The organism is Allobosea sp. NPDC055332 (assembly GCF_053645455.1).
In genome coordinates, this window is sequence record NZ_JBSHMO010000003.1 from 1,035,965 (window position 1) to 1,059,240 (window position 23,276).

The 23,276-nt window shown below is 66.5% G+C and carries 22 protein-coding genes and 1 pseudogene; 10 read left to right on the forward strand and 13 right to left on the reverse strand.

Annotated elements, in window-relative coordinates; genetic code table 11:
- Positions 1-61: 61 nt before the first annotated feature.
- The gene (locus ACWIGM_RS21180; RefSeq protein ID WP_454027921.1) at positions 62-1,246 is read left to right on the forward strand and encodes an aminotransferase; all 1,185 of its coding nucleotides are present in this window, start codon (positions 62-64) and stop codon (positions 1,244-1,246) included.
- A gap of 4 nt (positions 1,247-1,250) precedes the next feature.
- Here the strand turns inward: ACWIGM_RS21180 and ACWIGM_RS21185 are convergent, their stop codons facing one another.
- Both ACWIGM_RS21185 and ACWIGM_RS21190 read right to left on the reverse strand, forming a co-directional pair.
- Entirely contained in the window at positions 1,251-2,453 is a 1,203-nt protein-coding gene (locus tag ACWIGM_RS21185; protein ID WP_454027922.1) for an ABC transporter substrate-binding protein, read from the reverse strand.
- Between the two features lie 48 nt (positions 2,454-2,501).
- Positions 2,502-3,434: an alpha/beta fold hydrolase gene (locus ACWIGM_RS21190; protein WP_454027923.1), complete on the reverse strand. Its 933-nt coding sequence runs from the start codon at positions 3,432-3,434 to the stop codon at positions 2,502-2,504.
- 87 nt (positions 3,435-3,521) lie between these two features.
- Between ACWIGM_RS21190 and ACWIGM_RS21195 the strand changes: the two genes are divergently transcribed.
- Positions 3,522-4,031: a MarR family winged helix-turn-helix transcriptional regulator gene (locus tag ACWIGM_RS21195; protein WP_454027924.1), complete on the forward strand. Its 510-nt coding sequence runs from the start codon at positions 3,522-3,524 to the stop codon at positions 4,029-4,031.
- A 12-nt stretch (positions 4,032-4,043) separates the two neighbouring features.
- Here ACWIGM_RS21195 and ACWIGM_RS21200 read toward each other — a convergent pair whose 3' ends face one another.
- Positions 4,044-4,436 carry a hypothetical protein gene (locus ACWIGM_RS21200; RefSeq protein WP_454027925.1) on the reverse strand — a complete coding sequence of 131 codons (393 nt, stop codon included), beginning with the start codon at positions 4,434-4,436 and terminating at the stop codon, positions 4,044-4,046.
- A gap of 263 nt (positions 4,437-4,699) precedes the next feature.
- Here ACWIGM_RS21200 and ACWIGM_RS21205 point away from each other — a divergent pair.
- Together ACWIGM_RS21205 and ACWIGM_RS21210 are read left to right on the forward strand one after the other, a co-directional pair.
- Positions 4,700-4,819 (forward strand): annotated as a pseudogene (locus tag ACWIGM_RS21205) (ClpX C4-type zinc finger protein); the annotation flags it as partial.
- Positions 4,820-5,171: 352 nt separating this feature from the next.
- The gene (locus ACWIGM_RS21210) at positions 5,172-6,146 is read left to right on the forward strand and encodes a VOC family protein (protein WP_454027926.1); all 975 of its coding nucleotides are present in this window, start codon (positions 5,172-5,174) and stop codon (positions 6,144-6,146) included.
- 132 nt (positions 6,147-6,278) lie between these two features.
- Here the strand turns inward: ACWIGM_RS21210 and ACWIGM_RS21215 are convergent, their stop codons facing one another.
- Positions 6,279-7,808, reverse strand: coding sequence for a UxaA family hydrolase (locus ACWIGM_RS21215; RefSeq protein WP_454027927.1), 1,530 nt, complete (start codon positions 7,806-7,808; stop codon positions 6,279-6,281).
- Between the two features lie 165 nt (positions 7,809-7,973).
- On the opposite strand from ACWIGM_RS21215, the gene ACWIGM_RS21220 reads away from it, so the two are divergent.
- Positions 7,974-8,132, forward strand: coding sequence for a hypothetical protein (locus ACWIGM_RS21220; RefSeq protein ID WP_454027928.1), 159 nt, complete (start codon positions 7,974-7,976; stop codon positions 8,130-8,132).
- Here the strand turns inward: ACWIGM_RS21220 and ACWIGM_RS21225 are convergent.
- Positions 8,129-8,656: a gluconokinase gene (locus ACWIGM_RS21225; protein ID WP_454027929.1), complete on the reverse strand. Its 528-nt coding sequence runs from the start codon at positions 8,654-8,656 to the stop codon at positions 8,129-8,131. The two genes, ACWIGM_RS21220 and ACWIGM_RS21225, sit on opposite strands and share 4 nt — an antisense overlap.
- 5 nt (positions 8,657-8,661) lie before the next feature.
- Positions 8,662-9,648: a phosphogluconate dehydrogenase (NAD(+)-dependent, decarboxylating) gene (gnd, locus tag ACWIGM_RS21230; RefSeq protein WP_454027930.1), complete on the reverse strand. Its 987-nt coding sequence runs from the start codon at positions 9,646-9,648 to the stop codon at positions 8,662-8,664.
- A 212-nt stretch (positions 9,649-9,860) separates the two neighbouring features.
- Between gnd and ACWIGM_RS21235 the strand changes: the two genes are divergently transcribed.
- Entirely contained in the window at positions 9,861-11,672 is a 1,812-nt protein-coding gene (locus ACWIGM_RS21235; protein ID WP_454027931.1) for a monovalent cation:proton antiporter-2 (CPA2) family protein, read from the forward strand.
- Positions 11,673-11,689: 17 nt separating this feature from the next.
- Here the strand turns inward: ACWIGM_RS21235 and ACWIGM_RS21240 are convergent, their stop codons facing one another.
- Together ACWIGM_RS21240 and ACWIGM_RS21245 are read right to left on the reverse strand one after the other, a co-directional pair.
- A complete protein-coding gene (locus ACWIGM_RS21240; RefSeq protein WP_454027932.1) occupies positions 11,690-11,980 on the reverse strand; it encodes a hypothetical protein in 291 nt (96 codons plus the stop codon).
- Positions 11,981-11,985: 5 nt separating this feature from the next.
- Entirely contained in the window at positions 11,986-12,996 is a 1,011-nt protein-coding gene (locus ACWIGM_RS21245) for a 1-aminocyclopropane-1-carboxylate deaminase (RefSeq protein WP_454027933.1), read from the reverse strand.
- A 156-nt stretch (positions 12,997-13,152) separates the two neighbouring features.
- Between ACWIGM_RS21245 and ACWIGM_RS21250 the strand changes: the two genes are divergently transcribed.
- From ACWIGM_RS21250 to ACWIGM_RS21260, 3 genes are all read left to right on the forward strand, one after another.
- On the forward strand, positions 13,153-13,617 hold the full coding sequence (locus tag ACWIGM_RS21250; protein ID WP_454027934.1) for an Lrp/AsnC family transcriptional regulator: 465 nt from the start codon (positions 13,153-13,155) through the stop codon (positions 13,615-13,617).
- A gap of 96 nt (positions 13,618-13,713) precedes the next feature.
- A complete protein-coding gene (locus tag ACWIGM_RS21255) occupies positions 13,714-14,142 on the forward strand; it encodes a MerR family transcriptional regulator (RefSeq protein ID WP_454027935.1) in 429 nt (142 codons plus the stop codon).
- A complete protein-coding gene (locus ACWIGM_RS21260; RefSeq protein WP_454027936.1) occupies positions 14,078-14,482 on the forward strand; it encodes a carboxymuconolactone decarboxylase family protein in 405 nt (134 codons plus the stop codon). The genes ACWIGM_RS21255 and ACWIGM_RS21260 overlap by 65 nt, the downstream gene beginning before the upstream one ends.
- 171 nt (positions 14,483-14,653) lie before the next feature.
- Here ACWIGM_RS21260 and urtE read toward each other — a convergent pair whose 3' ends face one another.
- The 5 genes from urtE to urtA form a co-directional block, all read right to left on the reverse strand.
- Positions 14,654-15,349: an urea ABC transporter ATP-binding subunit UrtE gene (gene urtE / locus ACWIGM_RS21265; protein ID WP_454027937.1), complete on the reverse strand. Its 696-nt coding sequence runs from the start codon at positions 15,347-15,349 to the stop codon at positions 14,654-14,656.
- Positions 15,350-15,409: 60 nt separating this feature from the next.
- Positions 15,410-16,174 (reverse strand): urea ABC transporter ATP-binding protein UrtD, encoded by a 765-nt coding sequence (gene urtD, locus ACWIGM_RS21270; RefSeq protein ID WP_454027938.1) that lies wholly within the window; start codon positions 16,172-16,174, stop codon positions 15,410-15,412.
- A gap of 5 nt (positions 16,175-16,179) precedes the next feature.
- Complete coding sequence (urtC, locus tag ACWIGM_RS21275; RefSeq protein ID WP_454027939.1) at positions 16,180-17,319, reverse strand: urea ABC transporter permease subunit UrtC; 1,140 nt, start codon at positions 17,317-17,319, stop codon at positions 16,180-16,182.
- The gene (urtB, locus tag ACWIGM_RS21280) at positions 17,316-18,917 is read right to left on the reverse strand and encodes an urea ABC transporter permease subunit UrtB (RefSeq protein WP_454027940.1); all 1,602 of its coding nucleotides are present in this window, start codon (positions 18,915-18,917) and stop codon (positions 17,316-17,318) included. The genes urtC and urtB overlap by 4 nt, the downstream gene beginning before the upstream one ends.
- A 118-nt stretch (positions 18,918-19,035) precedes the next feature.
- Entirely contained in the window at positions 19,036-20,292 is a 1,257-nt protein-coding gene (gene urtA, locus ACWIGM_RS21285) for an urea ABC transporter substrate-binding protein (RefSeq protein ID WP_454028035.1), read from the reverse strand.
- Positions 20,293-20,908: 616 nt separating this feature from the next.
- On the opposite strand from urtA, the gene rnr reads away from it, so the two are divergent.
- On the forward strand, positions 20,909-23,260 hold the full coding sequence (rnr, locus tag ACWIGM_RS21290) for a ribonuclease R (protein ID WP_454027941.1): 2,352 nt from the start codon (positions 20,909-20,911) through the stop codon (positions 23,258-23,260).
- Positions 23,261-23,276 lie beyond the last annotated feature (16 nt).

A 23,276-nucleotide genomic window follows, 5' to 3' on the forward strand; every position in this document is an offset into this window, starting at 1 on the left:
GCGCTCCAGCCCTGCTGGCGAGGCCGTTGACGCCGCGAGAAACGCGCCGCAAAGCTCAGCCATGCCCGCGCCCTCTCCCGCCCCGCTCAATCCCGATCTCATCGACACCGCGACCCCGCCGATCCCAGAGGCCAAGGCCTGGGCCCGCGGCTATGCCGGTGGTCATGGCCCGCTGATCGACCTGTCGCAGGCCGTGCCGGGCTCACCGCCGCCGGCCGCCCTACTCGAACGCTTGGCGGCGGCGGCAGCGGACCCCGAGAGCACCCGCTACGGCCCGATCGCCGGCGACGATGTCCTGCGCGAGGCTTATGCCGCCGACAGCAGCGCCTTCTATGGCGGCACGATCCGGCCGCAGGAGATTGCGATCACCGCCGGCTGTAACCAGGCCTACGTCACCGTGATGATGGCGCTGGCCCGCGCCGGCGACAATGTGCTGCTGCCGACGCCCTGGTACTTCAACCACGAGATGACGCTGAACATGCTCGGCGTCGAGCCGCGCCCGCTGCCCTGCGACCCGCAAGCCGGATTCGTGCCGGATGCCGAAACCGCCGAGGCGCTGATCGACGAGCGCACACGCGCCATCGTGCTGGTGACGCCGAACAACCCGACCGGCGCCGTCTACCCGCCTGCCACCATCGCCGCCTTCGCCGAACTCTGCCGCAAGCGGAAAATCTGGCTGGTGCTCGACGAGACCTATCGCGATTTCCTACCGGAAGGCGCCGGCCGCCCGCATGAGCTCTTTGCCGCAAGCGACTGGCAGGATTCGCTGATCGGCCTTTACAGCTTCTCCAAGGCCTATGCGGTGCCAGGCTGGCGCCTCGGCGCCATCACCGCCGGCGAGCCGGCGCTCGCCCAGATCGGCAAGGTGCTCGACTGCGTCCAGATCAGCCCGGTCCGCGCCGGCCAGAGCGCCGTCACCTGGGGCATCGACGGCATCCGCGCCTGGCGGCAGGCCAACCGGGCCGAGATGAACTCCCGCGCCGCGCTCTTCCGGCAGGCGATCGCGCCGCTGAACGGCTGGAACGTGCTCGCCGCCGGCGCCTATTTCGCCTATGTCGCCCACCCGTTCGAGGGCGTGCCCGCCGCGGAGGTCGTCCGCCGACTGGTGCAGGAGCGCGGCGTGCTCGCTCTGCCCGGCCCCTATTTCGGCCCCGGCCAGGAGCAGCATCTGCGCATCGCCATCGCCAATGTCGCGGCCGAGCGCATCGCGGCGCTCGGCGAGCGGCTGAAGGGTTTCTCGCTCTGACGCGTCACCCCTTCGCCGCCGGGCATTTGCTCTCCGACAGCGGCCAGACCGTCTCCTCGGGCGCGATCTTGCGCACGATCTCGAAATAATCCCACGGCTCCTTCGAATCCGCCGGCTTCTTGACGCGGGCGAGATACATCTCGCGCAGCACCCTGCCATCGGCGCGGATCTTCGCATCTTTGGTGAAGGCGTCGTTGATCGGCATGGCGCGCATCGCCGCGGCGACCTTGTCGGGATCGTCGGTGCCGGCCTGCTTGACCGCCTTGAGATAGTGCAGCACCGAGCCGTAGACGCCGGCATGCAGCATGGACGGCATCATCCCGGCCTTCTCCAGGAACTGCTTCGACCAGGCGCGCGAAGGCTCGTCGAGGTCCCAATAGGAGGCGGTCGTCAGATAAGTGCCCTGCGTCGCCTTGAGGCCGAGGCTGTGCACGTCCTGCAGAAAGAAGATCAGCGCCGCCAGATTCTGCCCCTGCTCGGCCAATCCGAACTCGCCGGCCTGCTTGATCGCGTTGACCGTGTCGTTGCCGGCATTGGCGATGCCGATCACCTTGGCGCCGGAGGATTGCGCCCGCAGCAGGAAAGAGGAGAAGTCGGCATTGTTGAGGGGATGGCGCACGGCACCGACGACCTTGCCGCCATTGGCCTCGACCACATCGGTCGCGTCCTTCTGCAGCTGGTGGCCGAAGGCGTAGTCCGAGGCCAGCATGAACCAGGAGGTGCCGCCGGCCTTGACCACGGCCGAGGCGGTGCCGCGGGCAACACCATAGGTGTCGTAGGTCCAGTGGAAGCCATAGGGCGAGCACTGCTCATTGGTCAGCGCCGTGGTGCCGGCGCCGGAATACATCACGATCCGCTTCTTCTCGCGGGCGAGCGATTGTAGCGCCAGCGCCACCGCCGAATTCGGCACGTCGACCACGGCGTCGACCTTGTCGATGTCGAACCATTGCCGGGCGATCGAGGTGCCGAGATCGGCCTTGTGCTGATGGTCGGCGGCGACGATCTGGATCGGCTTGCCGAGCACGGTCGGGCCGAACTCCTTCACCGCCAGCTCGGCAGCGATCACCGAGCCCTTGCCGCCGATATCGGCGGTGACGCCGGCCATATCGGTCAGTACGCCGATCTTGACGACATCGTCGCTGACCTGGGCCAGCGCCGGCAGGCTGGCGAGCGCCATCAGGGCGCCGCCTGCGAGAAGCGACCGCATGAACATTCCTCCCGAGCTGATCGTCCGGCAGTGCCGCCGGTTCGAGCTTCAAAGACCCTTTGCCTCCAGCCAGGCGACGATCAGGGCCGCGATCTCGTCGCTGTTGTCCTCGCACATCGGCATATGGCCGTTGCCGATGACCCCCCGCTCCGGCAGCCAGACGAACTGCGCGCCGAGGTATTGCGCCGTCGCCTCGTCGACCGCGCGCGGATGGCGCGGATCACTGTCACCGGTGACGATCAGGATCGGCAGCTTGGAAAAGTTCGCCGGATCGGCGATGCGCAGGCCCTTGCCGCCGATGTTGAAGCGCTCATTCATCAGGCGCGCGCTCTCGGGCACGATCGAGCGGCGATAGGCCTCGAAGGCCTCTTTCGGAAAGCGCTCGGAATTGGCCCAGTAGGCCCGCATGAACTCGGGCGGGATGAAGAGCGGCCTGTCTTCCTCGACCCGGACGGGGCAGCCCAGGCTCTCATCGTCCTTGAGCTTCGCGACTGCCTCGGCATCATCGGGCAGCACCGGCAGGAGATTGGCCGGCCCGCCCGGCGCGACGCCGACGATGGCAGCGACGGCCTGCGGGCTCTGCTCGGCGATCCACCAGGCCATCGGCCCGCTCGCCGAATGCACCAGCAGCACCGCCGGCCCGATTTCCTCCAGCAGGCGCTGCAGGCTGGTCGCGATCTCGACGCTCGACAGGGCCGCGAAATCCGGCCGCATCGGCGAGCGGCCATGGCCCGGCCAGTCCGGCACGAAGACCTCGCGGCCCGAAGCAGCAAAGAAGGGCGCCCAACCGGGCCGGCCGTCAGGTGTCGTGAGAAAGCAGGCGCCGGTATGGCCGCCGCCATGGACGAGAACGATCGGCAGACGGCCCGCCCCTGCCGTCCCGAGCCGGTCGACATAGATCGGATGGGCGTCCGTGCCCGAATAGAAGCACTCCGGCGCGCGCGAAAGCGCCTGCCACCTTGTGGCACCAGCCTGGTCCATCGCCTCCTCCCGGCACGGCAAAACCGTGCCATTCCTTATCCGGGATGCTAGGACCGGCTCATGGCGCGCGCAACAAAAAAGTCTAATGTGAGACCAATTCCGCAGGACGAGGCCGGCGAACTCGACGCCGGGCAGCGGCGCGCCATTCTCGACGGCACCGCGATCCCGACCGCCTACAAGATCGGCTACATCCTGAACTTCTATCGCGAGCCGTCCTTCCGGGCGATCGAGATGGAGTTCGGGCTGACCCGGCCGGAGATCGTCATCCTGATCTTCCTGACCGTGCGCGACGGCGCCAGCGCCAGCGAGTTCTGTGAGTTCTCCGGCCACCTCAAGGCCAGCGTCAGCCGCGCCGTGATCCTGCTCGAGAAGAAGAAGCTGATCCGCCGTGAGCCCGACAAGGCCGACAGCCGCCGCCAGCTCCTCTTCCTGACGGCGGAAGGCCGCGCCCTCTACGAGCGCTACATCCCGGCCCTCAAGGCCAGGGAGGCGGCGATGCTCGATTGCCTCTCCGGCGAGGAGCGAACCCAATTCGGGCGGCTGCTCGACAAGCTCGCCGCCCATGTCCCGCAATGGGGTTTTGCCTCCGAGCTCTGAGGCTCAGGAACCTCAGCGCAGCAGCGCCGCATAGCGCTCGCGATAGGCATGGACCAGGAGCACGCCCGTCACGATCAGGATGATCGCGACCGGAATGCCGGCCGGGTTGATGGCGACGTGGAACAGCACGATCACCGCCATCACCGGCGCGATCAGAGCGAGCCCGAAAGCCGGCACCACATTGAGCAGCAGGCTCAGTCCCCCAGCCAGGTTCACCGCCTTGAGGAAGGGCCAGAAGAAACCCGAATTCTGCAAAGCCGCTTCGAAGGCGAGTCCGCGTTCTGAGGTCGGCGGGTGGATCAGATGAGTGCCGGTGGCGAGCCACCAGAAACCGTCCACCGCACTGACGATGAATAGCAGGCCGAGCACGGTGCGCGGGAGAATGACCATCAGGATATTGCGCATTGAAGGGAGAACTCGATGAGACAGAAGGGAGCTGCTGGATAGCTGCGCCCGCTTGGCCCCGGCAGAGGCGCTTTTGCCGCGCGACCTTCCGTCGTGGCGCCTGGGCAAGGATCGACGTGGCATGGCTCGGCGACGTCAAGCTGAACTTGACAAGACACGATGGCTGCGAGAGTCTCCTGTCAAGCTCACCTTGACAGGAGGCAGCAATGACGACTTCGGATCAGGCTCCAGGCGAGACTGGCTCCAGCAAGCGGCAAAAGCGGCTGAGCAAGGTGCTGAAACCACTCCTGCACTGTTCGTTCTGCGGCAAGAACCAGCACGACGTCGAGAAGCTCGTCGCCGGTCCGGCGGTCTTCATCTGCAATGAGTGCGTCGCCAAATGTAACGCGTTCATGGCGTTGCCGGTCGATGCCCCACGGCCGGATACGGAGATCCGGAGCATTCAGCAGCTCGAGACGCTCCCGACCGAGCGCCTTCTGCACTGGCTCAAGGTCGAGGCTGCGCTCTACGAGCACACCGCCATCGGGCTGGGCAGGACGGTTGATGTCCTGCGCAAGCGCAAGATCGCCTGGGCCGCGATCGGAGAAGCGCTCGGGATTTCCCGCCAGGCGGCCTGGGATCGCTTCTCCTAGCACCGCCTTGAGCGGGCCCTCGCGCGCTTGTGACATGCATGCCACCGCGAAGAATGCTCTGCACGGCCGCAGCGGCAATGCGCCGCGACCGGAATAAGAGACGATGACGATCGCATTGACGAGGCGGACCCTGCTGCGGCTCGCCGGCACCACCTCGCTCGCCATGGCGGCCGCCGCGGCTGCACGGGCGGAAGGAACTGCACCGGCAGGCACGGGCTCCGGACCCGGCTTTGCCGGCAGCACGCCGATCCGCTGCGGAGCGATCGGCCTGCGCGTACGCGATCTCGACAGGATGAGCCGCTACTACCAGTCCGTGCTCGGCCTCGGCGTGATCTCGGCCAGCGCCGACGGTGTCGTGCTCGGCGCCGGTGGCGTCCCACTGGTCTGGCTGGAGCCGCGGCCGCAGGCGCAGTTCGAGCCGCGCAATGCCGCCGGCCTGTTCCATACCGCTTTCCTGATGCCGTCGCGGCACGATCTTGCCCGCTGGCTCGTCCATGTCGCAGGCAACCAGACACCGCTCACCGGCTTCGCCGATCACAGCGTCAGCGAAGCGGTCTATCTCGACGATCCCGAGGGCAATGGTATCGAGGTCTATGCCGATCGCGACCCGCGGCTCTGGCGCTGGGAGGGCGAGCGCGTCGTCATGGGCACGCACCGGCTCGATGTCGACGGCATCCTCGCTCTGACGGACACCAGCCGCAGCGACTATCGCGAGGCGCCGGCCGGATTACGCATCGGCCATATGCATCTGCGCGTCGGCGACATCGCTCAGTCCGAGAGCTTCTATCGCGACGCGATCGGCCTCGATTCGACCTCGCGCCGCGACACGGCGAGCTTCCTCTCATCCGGCCGCTATCATCACCATCTCGCGCTCAACACCTGGAACAGCACCGGCGCCGGGCCGCGCGACCGGGCCCAGACCGGCCTCGACTGGTTCTCTCTGGAAGTCGCCGATCCCGCTCTGCTGGCGACGCAGCGCGGGCGCATGGCGAAAGCCGGCTATGCGCCGACGGCCGTGGCACGCGGCTTCGAGAGCACCGACCCGTGGGGAACTCGGCTCAGGCTGGTGAGCAAATAAGCCTGAACCGTCATGCTCGCCCTCGTGGCGAGCATCCACGTCTTGAACACGACGTTCGACCCCCGAAGACATGGATGGTCGGGACAAGCCCGACCATGACGAGAAAGTCTCAGTCGCGGCCGAGGATCACTCTCACATCGTCGCGCCGATCTGCCAGGGCACGAACTCGGCGTCGCCATAGCCCATCTCTTCGGACTTCGACTTCTCGCCCGAGGCGATCTTCAGCAGGTAATCGAAGATCTCCTTGCCCTTCTCCTCCAGCGTCACGCCGTCGAGGACGTCGCCGCAATTGAGGTCCATGTCGTCGGTCTGCTTCAGATACATCGGCGTGTTGGTCGCGAGCTTGACCGAGGGCGTCGGCTTGCAGCCATAGGCCGAGCCGCGGCCGGTGGTGAAGGCGAGGATGTTGGCGCCGCCGGCGACCTGCCCCGTCGCCGAAACCGGATCGTAGCCGGGCGTGTCCATGTAGACGAAGCCCTTGCTCCGGACCGGCTCGGCATAGTGGTAGACCGCGGCCAGCGTCTTGGTGCCGCCCTTGGCGGCGGCACCGAGTGACTTCTCGAGGATGGTCGTCAAACCGCCAGCCTTGTTGCCGGGCGACGGGTTGTTGTTCATGTCCATCCGGGCGCGGGCCGTATAGTCCTCCCACCATTTGATGATGCCGACGAGCTTCTCGCCGACTTCGCGGGTCGCAGCGCGACGGGTGAGCAGGTGTTCGGCGCCATAGATCTCCGGCGTCTCGGAGAGGATCGCGGTTCCGCCATGCTCGACCAGGAGGTCGACCGCCTTGCCGAGCGCCGGGTTGGCGGTGATGCCGGAATAGCCGTCCGAGCCGCCGCATTGCAAAGCGAGCATCAGCTCGGACGCCGGCACGGTCTCGCGCTTGGCCTGGTTGGCGATCGGCAGCATCACCTTCAGCGCCTCGATCCCGGCCGCGACCGCCTTCCTGGTGCCGCCGGTTTCCTGGATGGTCAGCGTCCGGAAGACATCGCTCTCCTCGACGCCATAGGCTTCCTTCATCCGCTTGATCTGGAAGCCCTCGCAGCCGAGGCCGACGACCAGCACCGCCGCCATGTTCGGGTTGCAGGCATAGCCCCAGGTCGTGCGCTTCAGCACCTCGAAGCTCTCGCCATTGTAGTCGATGCCGCAGCCGGTACCGTGCGTCAGGGCGATGACGCCGTCGACATTGGGGTAGTCGGCGAGCAGGCCCGAGCGCTTGACCTCCTCGGCCATGAAGCGCGCAGCCGAGGCCGAGCAGTTCACCGAAGTCAGGATGCCGACATAGTTGCGGGTGCCGGCGTTGCCGGCCTTGCGGCGAAAGCCCTCGAAGGTCGCCTGCTGCTCGACCGGCAGCACGAACTCCGTCTTCGCTTCGGCAGCATAGGCATAGTCACGCTCGAAGGCGTGGAAGCCGGTATTGTGCTCATGCACCCATTCGCCGGGCGGGATGTCGAGCGTCGCGAAGCCGATGATCTGGCCGAACTTGCGGATCGGCTCGTCCTTGGCGATCCGGGTCAGAGCGATCTTGTGGCCGCGCGGGACGCGCTTCAGCGCGGTGACACCGGCCGCGCTGACACCGACATCGATCGGATCGACGGCGACCGCGACATTGTCGGCGGCATTGAGCTTCAGCGTGCGCGGCGGAACGGCTTTGTCGAGCATGATGATACCTTGGGACCGGCGGCTCCCCCGCCTCCCCTAAGCAATGCTCTGATTGCGGCCTTTTTTCAATCGGTTGAAACTAGGAGCGGGCTTGCAGCCGGTGCCGGACGGGCGCAGGCTGCATGTCGGACGGGATATGCCCGTCTGATGTGGGCGGAGGCTTCCGTGCACACAGCCGATCGTTCGCAGGCGCCGCTGCTGCCGCTGATCCTGGCCTATCTCCGGCACAGGTTGGCGCTGTTTGCCACCTCGCTCAGGCCGCGCCATTCCGCCCAGGATATCGCGGCGCTGACCTCGCGGGACAGCGCGCCGCCGGGCGGCTAGCCCAGCCGCAGCTCGCGCACCACCTGCTCGACGATCGCCTCCTTGCTCGCCTCGACTTGGACGACGAGCGGATTCTCGTCCGCGCCCGGCTCCTCCAGCGTCGCGAACTGGCTATCGAGCAGAGCCGGCGGCATGAAATGGTGCTGGCGCGCCGCCATGCGCTGGCCGATCAGCTCGCGCGAGCCCCTGAGATAGACCAGCGCGACATCGGGCCGGTCGCCCACGATCACGTCGCGATAGGCCTTCTTCAGCGCCGAGCAGGTGACGATGCCGTTGCCGCCTGTGGTCCGCAATTCGTCGATCCAGGCCGCGATCGCCGCGAGCCAGGGCTTGCGGTCCTCGTCGGTCAGCGGAATACCTGAAGACATCTTCGCGACATTAGCAGGCGGGTGGAACGAGTCGGCGTCGCGGAAGGGCCAGCCGAGCCGCTCGGCCAGTCGCTCGCCGAGCGAGGTCTTGCCCGAGCTCGCCACGCCCATCACGACGATCACCGCCGGCGCGCCGGCGTCTTGCGCGAAAACCATCCGCGTCAGCCCTGCTTTTTCGGCTCGACATGGCCGCCGAAGCCGGCGCGCATGGCGGAGAGGATCTTCTCGGCGAAGGTATGGTCCTTGCGCGAGCGGAAGCGGGTGTAGAGCGAGGAGGTCAGCACCTCCGCCGGCGTCGCGGTCTCGATCGCCGCCTGCACCGTCCAGCGCCCCTCGCCCGAATCCGAGACATGGCCGGAATAGGCGCCGAGCTCCTCGTCGGCCGCCAGCGCCTCGGCGGTCAGGTCGAGCAGCCAGGAGGTCACGACCGAGCCGCGGCGCCAGACCTCGGCGATCTCGGCGACGTCGAAGTCGAAGCCGTACTCCTCCGGCAGCCCGTCCTTGGCCGAGGCGTTGCGCAAGAGGTCGAAGCCCTCGGCGAAGGCCTGCATCATCCCGTATTCGATGCCGTTATGGATCATCTTGACGAAATGGCCGGCGCCGGCCGGGCCGCAATGCAGATAGCCCTGCTCGGCCGTCGGATTGCGCCCCTCGCGATGCCTGGTCGGCTCGATCCCACCCTTGCCTGGCGCCAGCGCCTGGAAGATCGGCTCGAGCCGGTCAAAGGTCGCCTTGTCGCCACCAATCATCAGGCAGTAGCCGCGATCGAGTCCGTGCACGCCGCCGGAGGTGCCGATATCGAGATAGTGCAGGCCCTTGGCCTCGAGCTCGCGCCCGCGCCGGACATCGTCCTTCCAGAAGGCGTTGCCACCATCGATCAGCGTGTCGCCGGGGCTCATCATCGCCGCGAGATCGGCAAGCGTCTTCTCGGTGATCTCGCCGGCCGGCAGCATGATCCAGATCGCGCGCGGCGCCTGCAGCTTCGCCACCATCTCCTTGAGATCGCCGACATTGACGGCACCGTCCTTCGCCAGCGCCTCGCCCGGCTTCGGATCGCGGTCATAGACCACGCAATTATGCCCGGCGCGGTGCAGCCGCCGGACGATATTGGCTCCCATGCGGCCGAGGCCGACCACTCCAAGCTGCATCGCGAACGCTCCTGCTGCCGGCAGAGAGCCGGCTTTGGCGATGCTAAATGCCCCGATGAAAGCCGGCCGGCAAGCGTTGGCCGGCCGGCACGCCAGCTGCATCGTGTTGTCCGGGCGCTCTGGCGGCCGGGCGAAAGCTTGCCTAAACCGCCTGGGCGCCTTCTGGTTCGAAGGCACGGATATCCACAGCGAAGGCAGGCAAAGGGAGCGTCATGGCGGCCGAAGGCTTCTCTCAGGATCTGGTTCAGGCCGTCGGGCTGCTGGGAGCTGGCGTCATCGCGGTGCCGATCTTCCGCAAGCTCAAGCTCGGCTCGGTGCTCGGCTATTTCGCCGGCGGCCTCGTCATCGGCCCTTCCGGCATCGGCCTGTTCTCCAATCCGGAAAGCGTGCTCCACGTCGCCGAGTTCGGCGTCGTCATGTTCCTGTTCATCATCGGGCTGGAGATGCAGCCCTCGCGGCTCTGGAACCTGCGCGGCGAGATTTTCGGCCTCGGCGTCGCCCAGGTCGGGCTCTGCGGCGCGCTGCTGACCGGCGTCGGTATCCTGGCCGGCCTCGGCCCCGCCGCAGCCTTCATCGCCGGCATGGGCTTCGTGCTCTCATCCACCGCGGTCGTGATGCAGATGCTGAACGAGCGCGGCGAGGCCTCGACGCCGCACGGCCAGCAGGCGGTCTCGATCCTGCTGCTCGAAGACCTCGCCATCGTGCCGCTGCTCGCCGTCGTTGCTGTTCTGGCGCCGGCGAAGGCAGCCAGTAGCAGTGGCCTGATGCCGCTGCTGATCGGCGCCGGCTCGCTCATCGGCCTCGTCGTCGCCGGCAAATGGCTGCTCAATCCGATGTTCCGGCTGCTCGCCAATGCCCAGGCCCGCGAGGTCATGACCGGCGCGGCGCTGCTCGTCGTGCTCGGCTCGGCTCTGGCGATGCAGCTCGGCGGCCTCTCCATGGCGATGGGCGCCTTCCTCGCCGGCGTGCTGCTCTCCGAATCCACTTTCCGCCACCAGCTCGAGGCCGATATCGAGCCGTTCCGCGGCCTGCTGCTCGGCATGTTCTTTCTGGCGGTCGGCATGTCGCTCGATCTCAAGCTGATCGGCCAGGAATGGCGGGCCGTCGCGCTCGGCGTCGCCGCCTTCATGCTGGTCAAGGCAGCCGGCATCTTCATCGTCGCCAAGCTGTTCCGCACCCGCACGCGCAATGCGATCACCCGCGTCGCGCTGTTCTCGCAGGGCGGCGAGTTCGCCTTCGTGCTCTACAGCGCCGCTGCGGCTGCCGGCATCTTCGATGCACGCATCAACGCCATCGCCAGCGCGATCGTGATCCTGTCGATGGCGATCACTCCCCTTGTCGTGCTCGCCATCGACCGCTTCATGCCGCCTGAACCTGAATCGCTGGATGGCGTCGAACACGCCGAGGGCCTCAAAGGGCGCATCCTCGTCGTCGGCTTCGGCCGCTTCGGCCAGGTCGCGAGCCAGGCTTTGCTCGCCCGCGGCTGCAGCATCTCGCTGATCGAGACCGACGTCGAGATGATCCAGGCGGCCGCGACCTTCGGCTTCAAGGTCTATTATGGCGACGGCACCCGAGCCGACATCCTGCACGCCTCGGGCGCCCATCAGGCCGAGGCGATCCTGGTCTGCGTCGAGAAGCGCGAGACGGCAAACGCGATCGTGCGCGTCGCGCAGGCCGAGTTTCCGCATGCCAAGCTGTTCGTGCGCGCCTTCGACCGCGGCCATTCGATGGACCTGATCCGCGCCGGCGTCGACTATCAGGTCCGCGAGACCTTCGAATCCGCCATGGTCTTCGGCGGCGAAGTCCTGCGCGCGCTGGGCGTGCCGGAGGAGGAAGCCGCCGAGATCGTCGAGGATGTCCGCCGTCGCGATGCCGAGCGGCTCGACCTCCAGGTCGCGAGCGACATCTATGCTGGCCAGGACCTGGTCCATGGCAACCAGCCGACCCCGGCCCCGCTCACCAGGCCGAAGGCCGCGGGCACGGTCATCGGCGACCTGCCGGACGCAGCCGGCGCCAGGCCATAGCCCGGCACCGATCTCTGTCAGGGGAACATCAGCGGAAGCGGCTCGGCCTGCCAGGTGGGCTCGACCGCGAGCAGCCTGACCTCGGCCGGAGCAAGCCCGTCGCCAACGGCCTCGGCAGCGAAGCGCTCGGCGCTGGCCGCGTCTGGAAAGCCGACCGCCACGAGCGTCTTGCCCGGCGCGTTCCGGTCGCGGGCGACGAAGCTCAGCTTCGCCCGCCCGTTCAGCCCGAGCCGGCCGACCCGCGCGAGCAGGGTCTCGCGCAGATCCTCGCGCCCCGGCGCGATCTCACAGAGGACGAGTGCCTCCATGACGCTCAACCATTGCGGAAGGTGTAGCTGTAGCCGTTGATCGCCGGCACGCCGCCAAGATGGGCATAGAGCACCTTCGAGCCGGCCGGGAAAAAGCCCTTCTTCACCAGATCGATCATGCCCTGCATCGATTTCCCCTCATAGACGGGGTCGGTCATCATGCCCTCGAGCCGGGCCGACAGGCGGATCGCTTCGATCGTCTCCTGCGAGGGCACGCCATAGACCGGGTAGGCGTAGTCCTCGTTCAGCACGATATCGTCGGCCGTGATCTGCTTGCCGCCGACGAGTTCGGAGGTCTTCTGGGCGATATCGAGCACCTGCGCTCTGGTCTGCGCCGGCGTGAACGAGGCGTCGATGCCGATGACGTTGCGCTGGCGGCCGTCCTTGGCGAAGCCGACGACCATCCCGGCATGGGTCGAGCCGGTGACGGTGCAGACCACGATGTAGTCGAACTTGAAGCCGAGCTCTTGCTCCTGCGCCCTCACCTCCTCGGCGAAGCCGACATAGCCGAGCCCGCCGAACTTGTGCACGGAGGCACCGGCCGGGATCGCATAGGGCTTGCCGCCCTTGGCCTTCACATCCGCCAGCGCCTTTTCCCAGCTGGCCCGGATACCGATGTCGAAGCCCTCGTCGACCAGCTCGACATGGGCGCCCATCACCCGCGACATCAGGATGTTGCCGACCCGGTCATAGACCGCGTCCTCATGCGGCACCCAGCTCTCCTGCACGAGGCGGCATTTCATGCCGATCTTGGCGGCGGTCGCGGCGACCATGCGGGTGTGGTTGGACTGCACACCGCCGATCGAGACCAGCGTGTCGGCACCGGACGCGATCGCATCCGGGACGATGTATTCGAGCTTGCGCAATTTGTTGCCGCCGAAGGCGAGGCCGGAATTGCAATCCTCGCGCTTGGCATAGAGTTCGACCCCGCCGCCGAGATGGGCGGAGAGGCGCGAGAGCTTCTCGATCGGCGACGGACCGAAGGTCAGCGGATAGCGTTCGAACTTGGCGAGCATGGCGGGGTTCCCTCCTGAAATGACCCGCAAACGCTAGCAAAATGGCCCTGAAAGGTGCTCCCGAACTTGGCTTTCGATTTTCTCTTTGCTTTCGCCGAAACTGTAGTCTGCTAGCCTCTAGCGACATCATTGGCGGATAAAACGGAAGAATCATCCATGGAGGCCGAACTCGACCGGACCGACCTCAGAATCCTGCGCCTGCTGCAGGCCGATGGGCGTATGGGCAATGCCGAGATTGCCAAGCGGGTGAACACCAGCGCCGCCACCTGCCATCGCCGCATCCAGCGCCTGTTCGCGGAAGGCTATGTCACCGGCGTGCGCGCGCAGGTCGATCCGCATAAGGTCGAGAAAGGCACGCTCGCCATCGTCGGCGTCGTGCTCGATCGCTCGACGCCGGAGAGCTTCGGCCTGTTCGAGGAGGCGGTGAAGCAGCTCCCCGTCGTGCTCGACTGCCACATCGTCGCCGGCGATTTCGACTATTTCCTCAAGATCCGCGTGCGCGACCTCGCCGACTTCAACAAGCTGCATGCCAGGACGCTGCTGGCGCTGCCGGGCGTGCGCCAGACCCGCACCTTCTTCGTGATGAAGGAGGTCATCGACAACGCACCGCTGGAATTTTGAGATGGCGCGGCCTCTCGAAAAAACTTTCACCGACCGCATTGACTTAGAGTGCGCTCGAACTCGTAGCTTCCCGGGCGTCGTGATGAGAAGGCGGCCATGAAGATCGGTGAACTTGCCAGGCGATCGGGACTGTCGGCCCATACGATCCGCTATTACGAGCGGATCGGGCTGCTGCCCTATGCCGACAGGGACCGGTCGCGCCAGCGCGACTACGACGCGTCGATCCTGACTTGGATCGATTTCCTCGGCCGGCTCAAGACCACCGGCATGCCGATCCGCGAAATGCTGCGTTATGCGGCGTTGCGCGAAACGGGGGCCGGTACGGAAGCCGATCGTCGTCTGCTGCTGGAACGGCACCGCGAGCAGGTTCGCGCTCGCGTCGCCGAACTCGAAGCCTGCCTTCTCGTCCTCGACACCAAGATCGCCGGCTATGCCGACATCGAGAAGAGGATCGAAGACCATGACGCACATCAACGCACACGCCGAAACCAGCCGGCTGGAGCGCGGCAGGCGGGCTCTCGCTGAGATCGACGGCGAGGCCGGCCACAAGGTGATCGCGGCGCTCGCCGACATCGCACCCGATTTCGCCGACTACGTGTTCGAATTCTCGTTCGGGGACATCTATTCGCGACCGGGGCTCGACCTGCGCTCCCGCGAGATCGCGACGATCGCGGCGCTGGCCGCGCTGGGCAACGCCCAGCCGCAGCTCAAGGTCCATATCGAGGCCGGGCTGAACGTCGGATTGTCGCGCCAGGAGATCACCGAGATCCTGATCCAGATGGCGGTCTATGCCGGCTTCCCGGCGGCGCTCAACGGATTGTTCGCGGCGAAGGAAGTCTTCGCCGCGCGTGACCTAGCGGCTTGAACCGAGGCTGCATCGGACCCGCTGACTCTAGTCAGCGGGTCAGGTCTCCGTCATGCTCGCCCTTGTGGCGAGCATCCACGTCTTGAACACCGCATCTGATGAAGGAAGACGTGGATGGTCGGGGCAAGCCCGACCATGACGGAAGGCGTTTCCACTTCAATGCCTTGGCCGCTAGACTTGGATCAACCTCTGCACCTGGTTGCCATCCAGCTCCGCCATCGGCCCAGCGAGCACGACCTCGCCGCGATCCATCACGAACATCGTGTCGGCGAGGTCGCGGGCGAAGTCGAAATACTGCTCGACCAGGACGATCGCCATGCCGCCCTTCTGGCGGAGGTAGTCGATGGCGCGGCCGATATCCTTGATGATCGAGGGCTGGATGCCCTCGGTCGGCTCGTCCAGCACCAGCAGCCTGGGTCGGGTGACCAGCGCCCGCGCGATCGCGAGCTGCTGCTGCTGGCCACCCGAGAGGTCTCCGCCGCGCCGGCCCAGCATGGACTTCAGCACGGGGAATAGGTCGAACAGTTCATTCGGGATGAAGCGCTCCTTGCGGGGCAAGGGCGCAAAACCGGTTTCGAGGTTTTCCTTCACCGTCAGCAGCGGGAAGACCTCGCGGCCCTGCGGCACATAGGCGATGCCGGCGCGGGCCCTGTCCTCGCTGCGCAGCGCCGAGATGTCCTCGCCGTCGAGGCGGATATGCCCGCCCGAGATCGGCTGGTGGCCGACGATGGCGCGCATCAGCGAGGTCTTGCCGACGCCGTTGCGGCCCATGACGCAGGTGACCTTGCCGATCTCGGCGCTGACCGAGACACGCCGAAGTGCCTGAGCGGCACCGTAGTGGAGATCGATGGCATCCACAGTCAGCATGAGCAGTTGCCCCGCTGCATGGCCTGATCGGAAAACCGGCTTCTACCTGTCCTGATCATGCTAGCGCCCCAGATAGACTTCGACCACGCGCTCATTGGCGCTAACCTGATCGAGGGGCCCCTCGGCCAGCACCGAGCCCTCATGCAGGACCGTCACCTTCACGCCGAGCTCGCGGATGAAGCCCATGTCGTGCTCGACCACGATGACCGAGTGATCCCTGGCGATCTCCTTGAGTAGCACCGCCGTCTGCGCCGTCTCGCCATCGGTCATGCCGGCGGCCGGCTCGTCGACGAGGAGGAGCTTGGGATCCTGCGCCAGCAGCATGCCAATCTCGAGCCACTGCTTCTGGCCATGCGAGAGCGAGCCGGCGAGTCGATCGCGCTTGTCGGCGAGCTTGATGATGCCGAGGATCTCGTCGATCCGCTTCTGCTGCGGCCCTTCCGTCTGCCAGAACAGCGTCTTCAGCACCGTGCGCTTCGATTTCAGCGCCAGCAGGATGTTGTCCTCGATGGTGTGGAAGTCGAACACGGTCGGCTTCTGAAATTTGCGGCCGATGCCGAGATTGGCGATCGCAGCCTCGTCGAGCCTGGTGAGGTCGACCGAGCCGCCGAACATCACCGTGCCCTCGTCCGGCCGGGTCTTGCCGGTGATGATGTCCATCATCGTCGTCTTGCCGGCGCCGTTCGGGCCGATAATGGCGCGCATCTCGCCGGGTTCGATGGTCAGCGACAGGCCGCGGATCGCCTTGAAGCCGTCGAAGGAGACGCTGACGCCGTCGAGATAGAGCAGCGAGGAAGTCAGCGCGCCGGGTGTGGGAGCGTTCATATCAGTTACTCCGCCGGCGCCGGTTCGGCTGCTGGCGCGGGCTCGGGCTGCTTGCGGCCCTCCCACCAGCCCTGCGCGGTGCCCAGAATACCCTTGGGCATGAACAGCGTGACGAAGACGAAGAGCGCGCCCAGCGCGAACAGCCAGTACGGCGCCATGAAGCCGGAGGTGAACATCGTCTTGGCCCAGTTGACGACGACCGCCCCGAGCGCTGCGCCGACCAGCGAGCCGCGCCCGCCGACCGCGACCCAGATCACCGTCTCGATCGAGTTGGCCGGGGCGAATTCGCTGGGATTGATGATGCCGACCTGCGGCACGTAGAGCGCTCCGGCGACGCCGGCCATGCAGGCCGAGACGGTGAAGACGAAGAGCTTGAAGCGATCGACCCGGTAGCCGAGGAAGCGCGTGCGCGATTCCGCGTCGCGGATCGCGATCACCACCTTGCCGAGCTTGGAGGTGACGATGCCGCGCGCGATCAGGAAGCCGGAGATCAGCATCGTGCAGGTCATCGCGAACAGCGCCGCGCGCGTGCCCTGCGCCTGCACGTTGAAGCCGAGGATGTCCTTGAAGTCGGTCAGGCCGTTATTGCCGCCGAAACCCATATCGTTGCGGAAGAAGGCGAGCAGCAGCGCATAGGTCAGCGCCTGCGTGATGATCGAGAGATAGACGCCGGTGACGCGGCTGCGGAAGGCGAACCAGCCGAAGACGAAGGCGAGCAGGCCGGGGACCAGCAGCACCATCAGCATGGCGAAGGGGAAGGAGGAGAAGCCGTACCAGTACCAGGGCAACTCCCTCCAGTTCAGGAAGACCATGAAGTCGGGCAGCACCGGATTGCCGTAGACGCCGCGCGAGCCGATCTGGCGCATCAGGTACATGCCCATCGCATAGCCGCCGAGCGCAAAGAAGGCACCGTGGCCGAGCGAGAGGATGCCGCAATAGCCCCAGACCAGATCGAGCGAGATCGCCAGCAGCGCGTAGCAGAGATATTTGCCCCAGAGCGACATGGTCGCGGTGGAGACGTGCAAGGGCGAGCCGGCCGGCATCAAGAGGTTCGCCAGCGGCACCAGCAGGCCGATCGCCGCGACGATGGCGAGGAAGGCATAGCCCCGCTTGTCCATGTTCGAGAGCAGGAAGCGGGTGATCATGCTTCCACCGCCCTGCCCTTGAGCGCGAACAGGCCGCGCGGGCGCTTCTGGATGAACAGGATGATGAAGACGAGCAGCGCGATCTTGCCGAGCACGGCGCCGGCATAGGGCTCAAGGAGCTTGTTGGCGACGCCGAGGCTCATGGCGCTGATCAGCGTGCCCCAGAGATTGCCGACGCCGCCGAAGACCACGACCATGAAGCTGTCGATGATGTAGCTCTGGCCGAGATTGGGGCTGACATTGTCGATCTGCGAGAGCGCGACGCCGGCAAGGCCTGCTACCCCTGAGCCGAGTCCGAAGGTCAGCGCGTCGATCCGGCCGGTGCGGATGCCCATCGCCGAGGCCATGCGCCGGTTCTGGGTGACCGCGCGCATCTGCAGGCCCATCGGCGTCAGCTTGAGGATCGCCAGCAGCGCCAGGAAGACGAGCGCGGCGAAGACGATGATCCAGAGCCGGTTCCAGGTGATCGCCAAGCCGCCAAGCTCGAAAGCACCGGACATGAAGGAGGGAGCGCCGACCTCGCGGTTGGTCGGGCCGAAGGCGGTGCGCACCGCCTGCTGCAGGATCAGGCTGATGCCCCAGGTCGCCAGCAGCGTCTCCAGCGGCCTTCCATAGAGAAAGCGGATGACGCCGCGCTCGATCGCGATGCCGACAGCGCCGGCGACGGTGAAGGCGGCCGGGATCGCGATCGCCAGCGACCAGTCGAACAGCCCCGGGAAACGCGCCCGGATCACCTCCTGCACGATGAAGGTGGTGTAGGCGCCGAGCATGACCATCTCGCCGTGCGCCATGTTGATCACGCCCATCACGCCGAAGGTGATGGCGAGGCCGATCGCAGCGAGCAGCAGCACCGAGCCGAGCGAAAGCCCGTACCAGAGGTTCTGTCCGGCCCGCCACAGAGCGAGCTTGCCCTCGATGTCGGAAATGGCGCGCCCCTGCGCTTCCTTCAGGCCCGGCGAGGCGTCGCCCGGCAAAGCGCGCAGAGTCGCCAGCGCATCCTGGTCGCCGCGCTCGCGCAGCACGTCGACGGCGGCGATCCGGTCGAAGGGCGGTGCATCGGTCTTGACGATCAGGATCGCCGCCTGCGCCTCGCGCAGGGCCCGGCGCGCCCGGTCATTGGTTTCCTTGGCGATGGCCGCTTCGAGGACGGGGAGCACAGAGAGATCGCGCGCCCGGAACACCGCCTCGGCCGCCGCGACGCGCCTGGCCGGATCGGGATTGAGCAGGCCGAGCCCGCCGAGCGCGCCCTGGATCACCCGCCTGACATTGTTGTTGAGCCTGACCGGATTGAGCCCCGCCGGCGCGGCTGTCAGCGCCTGCCCGGTCTTCGCGTCGAGGAAACCGCCGTCCTTGGTCTTCACCGCGACCACGCCGCCGCCGGCGAGCAGCCGGCCATCGGCCAGCGCCTCGATGATCACCGCCGCATTCGGATGCGCGCTCTGGACGAGGATGTCGATCGCGCGAACCGTGTCCGAGAAGCTGTCGGCGCCGAGGCGCGCGAAGGCATCGTCGGCGCTCTGTGCGAATGCGATGGCCGGCGCGAAGGCGAGCGTCATCGCGAGCGCAAGCATGCGCAGGAGGCTGGGAAGAATCCGCATGTCTCGCTTCGATTGGCTGGTCGGCTGTCCAGCATGCCGCCGGCCGATCCGGCGGCATGCCCAGGCAATTCGAAGGGCGGCCGGGCTTTCCGACCGTGCCGCCCTTCCCCCTCTTAACTCAGGCGCCGCCGCACTTGCCGGTCTTGACGTTGAAGTTGCCGCACTTCTTCTCGACCCAATCGCCGACCAGGTCCTTGGAGCCGTCGAGCTCCTTCGACCAGGCGTCGCCGGCGACTAGGCCGGTCTTCGAGACCACGTCGAACTGGCCGTCGCCCTTGATCTCGCCGATCAGCACCGGCTTGGTGATGTGGTGGTTCGGCAGCATCTTCGAGACGCCGCCGGTCAGGTTCGGCGCCTCGATACCGGGCAGCGCGTCGATCACCTTGTCCGGATCGGTGGACTTGGCCTTCTCGACCGCCTTCACCCACATGTTGAAGCCGACGACATGGGCTTCCATCGGATCGTTGGTGACGGCCTTGTCGTTCTTCTTGTAGGCCTTCCACTGCTTGATGAAGGCCTCGTTCTCCGGCGTCTTGACCGACTGGAAGTAGTTCCAGGCGGCGAGATGGCCGACCAGCGGCTTGGTGTCGATGCCGGCGAGCTCTTCCTCGCCCACCGAGAACGCCACGACCGGGATGTCGGTCGCCTTGATGCCCTGGTTGCCGAGCTCCTTGTAGAAGGGAACGTTGGCGTCGCCGTTGATGGTCGAGACCACGGCGGTCTTCTTGCCGGCGGTGCCGAACTTCTTGATGTCGGAGACGATGGTCTGCCAGTCGGAATGGCCGAACGGCGTGTAGTTGATCAGGATATCCTCCTTCTTCACGCCCTTGGCGAGAAGATAGGCCTCCAGGATCTTGTTGGTCGTGCGCGGGTAGACGTAGTCGGTGCCGGCCAGGACCCAGCGCTCGACCTTCTCCTCCTTGGCGAGGTAGTCGACGGCCGGGATCGCCTGCTGGTTCGGCGCGGCGCCGGTGTAGAACACGTTGCGCTCGCTCTCCTCGCCCTCGTACTGGACCGGGTAGAACAGGATCGAGTTCAGCTCCTTGAACACCGGGAGCACCGACTTGCGCGAGACCGAGGTCCAGCAGCCGAACACGGCCGCGACCTTGTCCTTGACGATCAGCTCGCGCGCCTTCTCGGCGAAGAGCGGCCAGTTCGAGGCCGGATCGACCACCACCGCCTCGAGCTTCTTGCCGAGCACGCCGCCCTTCTTGTTCTGCTCCTCGATGAGCATGAGCATGACGTCCTTCAGCGTCGTCTCCGAGATCGCCATCGTGCCGGAGAGCGAGTGCAGGATGCCGACCTTGATGGTCTCTTGCGCCGCCGCCGGCAGCAGCGAGGAGAGAACCGTGGCGCCTGCAAAGGCGGCGCCGATGACCGTGCGACGAGTGAGTTTCACTGCGATATCCCCTGAGGTCCCTGTTGACCGCGCCCTTGCAGGCGCCAGCTGCCGTTCCAGCTGGCGGGGAAGTTCGCAAACGACGTGCCAACCTGGCTTCCAGGCCATCGGGGCACCGCAACAAGGCGCGTTCAGGGCGGTTTCGAGAACGATTTCCTGCCGGGAGGAGCCGATCTCACGCAAGGATCATGCGCCGCAGCAGCAAGTGACCAGGCAATGGGCAGATCGACCGCCCACAAATTAGGCAAGCGCATTCGACACCGAGCTAGTGCCTGATTTTATTGCAGCGGCGCGGCCTGTGATCAGCTGAATCTTTGCCGTTTACGCAATGCTTGGAATCACCTTAGCCTCCTCCTTGTCGGTAACAACTGAAAGGAGGTGATCCAGTGTCTCATTGTCATCAACCGCTGTCGCGGGGGGCGCATGGCCTGGACTCGTCCCATGAGGGGTTCGGTTGCGCGTGAGTTTCCGTGACGCTTAGCCCTGTTACCGGGGCTGCGGTTCGGCAATGGAAGGGCTGCCCGCAAGGGCAGCCCTTCTCCGTTTCGGGCGGCAGTTCTGCACAGGCCGTTCTGGCGCGCCCGGCCGCGCCATGCCAGAACCTTCCTATGTCCTTTGCGCCCAGCCGCCGTTGACGAGGCCCGAGCCTTTGTCCCGTCCCGACGCCGACCTCTCCCGTGACGCCATCCTCGCCTTCATCGAGGAGGAGCGCGCCGCCGGCCGCGAGCCCGGCCGGCGCGACATCGCCAAGGCCTTCCAGCTCGATGGCGGCGGCAAGATTTGGCTGAAGCGCCTGCTGCGCGATCTCGAGCTGGAGGAGAATGGCGGCTCGGGCCCGGTCAAGCCTCATGCCGCTCTGCCCGCCGTCCTGCTTTGCGAGATCAAGACGCGTGATCGCGAGGGCGATCTCATCGCCGCCCCGCTCGAGTGGAACGAGGACGACCAGGGCGAGGCGCCGAAGATCCTGCTTGAGCGCCAGCGCGAATTCCGTCGTAAGCCGAAGACGCCGACCGCTGCCGCCCCCGGCATCGGCGATCATGTCCTGCTCAAGCTGACGAAGCTGCGCGGCGTCGACGGCTATCAGTGGTCCGGCCGCACCCTCAAGGTGATGGGCAAGGCCAAGGCGCAGGTGCTCGGCATCTTCCGCGCCCTGCCCGACGGCTCCGGCCGGCTCGTCCCCGTCGACAAGAAGGCGCAGGGCCGCGAGGCGATTGTTCCGAAGGGACAAACCGGCAATGCCGAGGACGGCGATCTCGTTTCGGTCTCCTTCGCCCGCGAAAGCCGTTTCGGCCCGCCGCAGGCCAGGGTGCGCGAACGGCTCGGCTCGCTGAAGTCCGAGCGCGCGGTCTCGCTGATCGCGATCCACGCCCATGGCATCCCGAACGAATTCCAGCCGGCGACGATCGCCGAGTCGGAAGCTGCCAAACCAGCGACGCTCGCCGGTCGTGAGGATTGGCGCGCTCTGCCGCTGATCACCATCGACCCCGCCGACGCCAAGGACCATGACGATGCGGTCCATGCCGCGCCGGACGACGATCCCGACAATCCCGGCGGCCATATCGTCACTGTCGCCATCGCCGACGTCGCGTCTTACGTCCGCCCCGGCTCGGCGCTCGACCGCGAGGCGCTGGAGCGCGGCAACTCGGTCTATTTCCCCGACCGCGTCGTGCCGATGCTGCCGGAGCGGATCTCGAACGATCTCTGCTCGCTGCGTGGCGGAGAGGATCGCCCTGCCCTTGCCGTCCGCCTGATCCTCAAGGCCGATGGCAGCAAGAAGAGTCACAGCTTCCACCGCATCATGATGCGCTCGGCGGCCAAGCTCTCATATCAGCAAGCCCAGGCGGCGATCGACGGCAAGCCGGACGATCTCACCGGCCCGATCCGCGACAGCATCCTGATGCCGCTCTGGGCCGCCTATGGCTCGGCCGCCCGCGCCCGCGACGCCCGCCAGCCGCTCGATCTCGACCTGCCCGAGCGCAAGCTCGTCCTCGATGCCGACGGCAAGGTCACGCGCGTGATCGTGCCGGAGCGGCTCGCCGCACACCGGCTGATCGAGGAGTTCATGATCCTCGCCAACGTCGCCGCCGCCGAGACGCTGGAGAAGGCGAAGAGCCCATTGATCTACCGCTGCCATGACGAGCCCTCGCTCGAGAAGATGCGGGCGCTCGGCGAGGTGCTGGCCTCGATCGGCATCAAGCTGCCCAAGGACGCGGCGCTGCGGCCGGTGCTGTTCAACCGCATCCTCGCGATGATCAAGGGCTCGGAGAACGAGCTCCTGATGAACGAGGTCGTGCTGCGCACGCAGGCGCAGGCCGAATATGTCGCCGAGAACTACGGGCATTTCGGGCTCAATCTGCGCCGCTACGCCCATTTCACCTCGCCGATCCGCCGCTATGCCGACCTGATCGTCCATCGCGCCTTGGTCTCCGCGCTCAGGTTGGGCGACGACGGCCTGCCGAAAGCGACGACGCTCGCCGAACTGCGTGAGGTCGCGACGCGGATCTCGGCGGCCGAGCGCCGCGCCATGGCGGCCGAGCGTGAGACCACCGACCGGCTGATCGCCCATTTCCTCGCCGACCAGATCGGTTCGAGCTTCGACGGGCGCATCGCCGGCCTCAACCGCGCCGGCCTGTTCGTCAAGCTCGACGGCACCGGCGCCGACGGCTTCATCCCGGCCTCGACACTGGGCGCCGACTATTATCGCCATGACGAGCGCGCCCATGCCTTGGTCGGCGATCGCACTGGCGAAAGCTGGCGTCTGGGTGACCGCGTTCACGTCAAACTGGTCGAGGCGGCGCCGGTCGCAGGAGCGCTCAGATTCGAGTTGCTCACAGAGGGAAGGCCCGCGACATCCGACCGCTCTGGCAAAAGGTCACGGCCTGCTTTACCTATGGGGCGAAAGCAGGGCCGCCCCCCGCCCAAACGATCGGGCCGCAAGCGCTGACGCCCCGCATTAACGA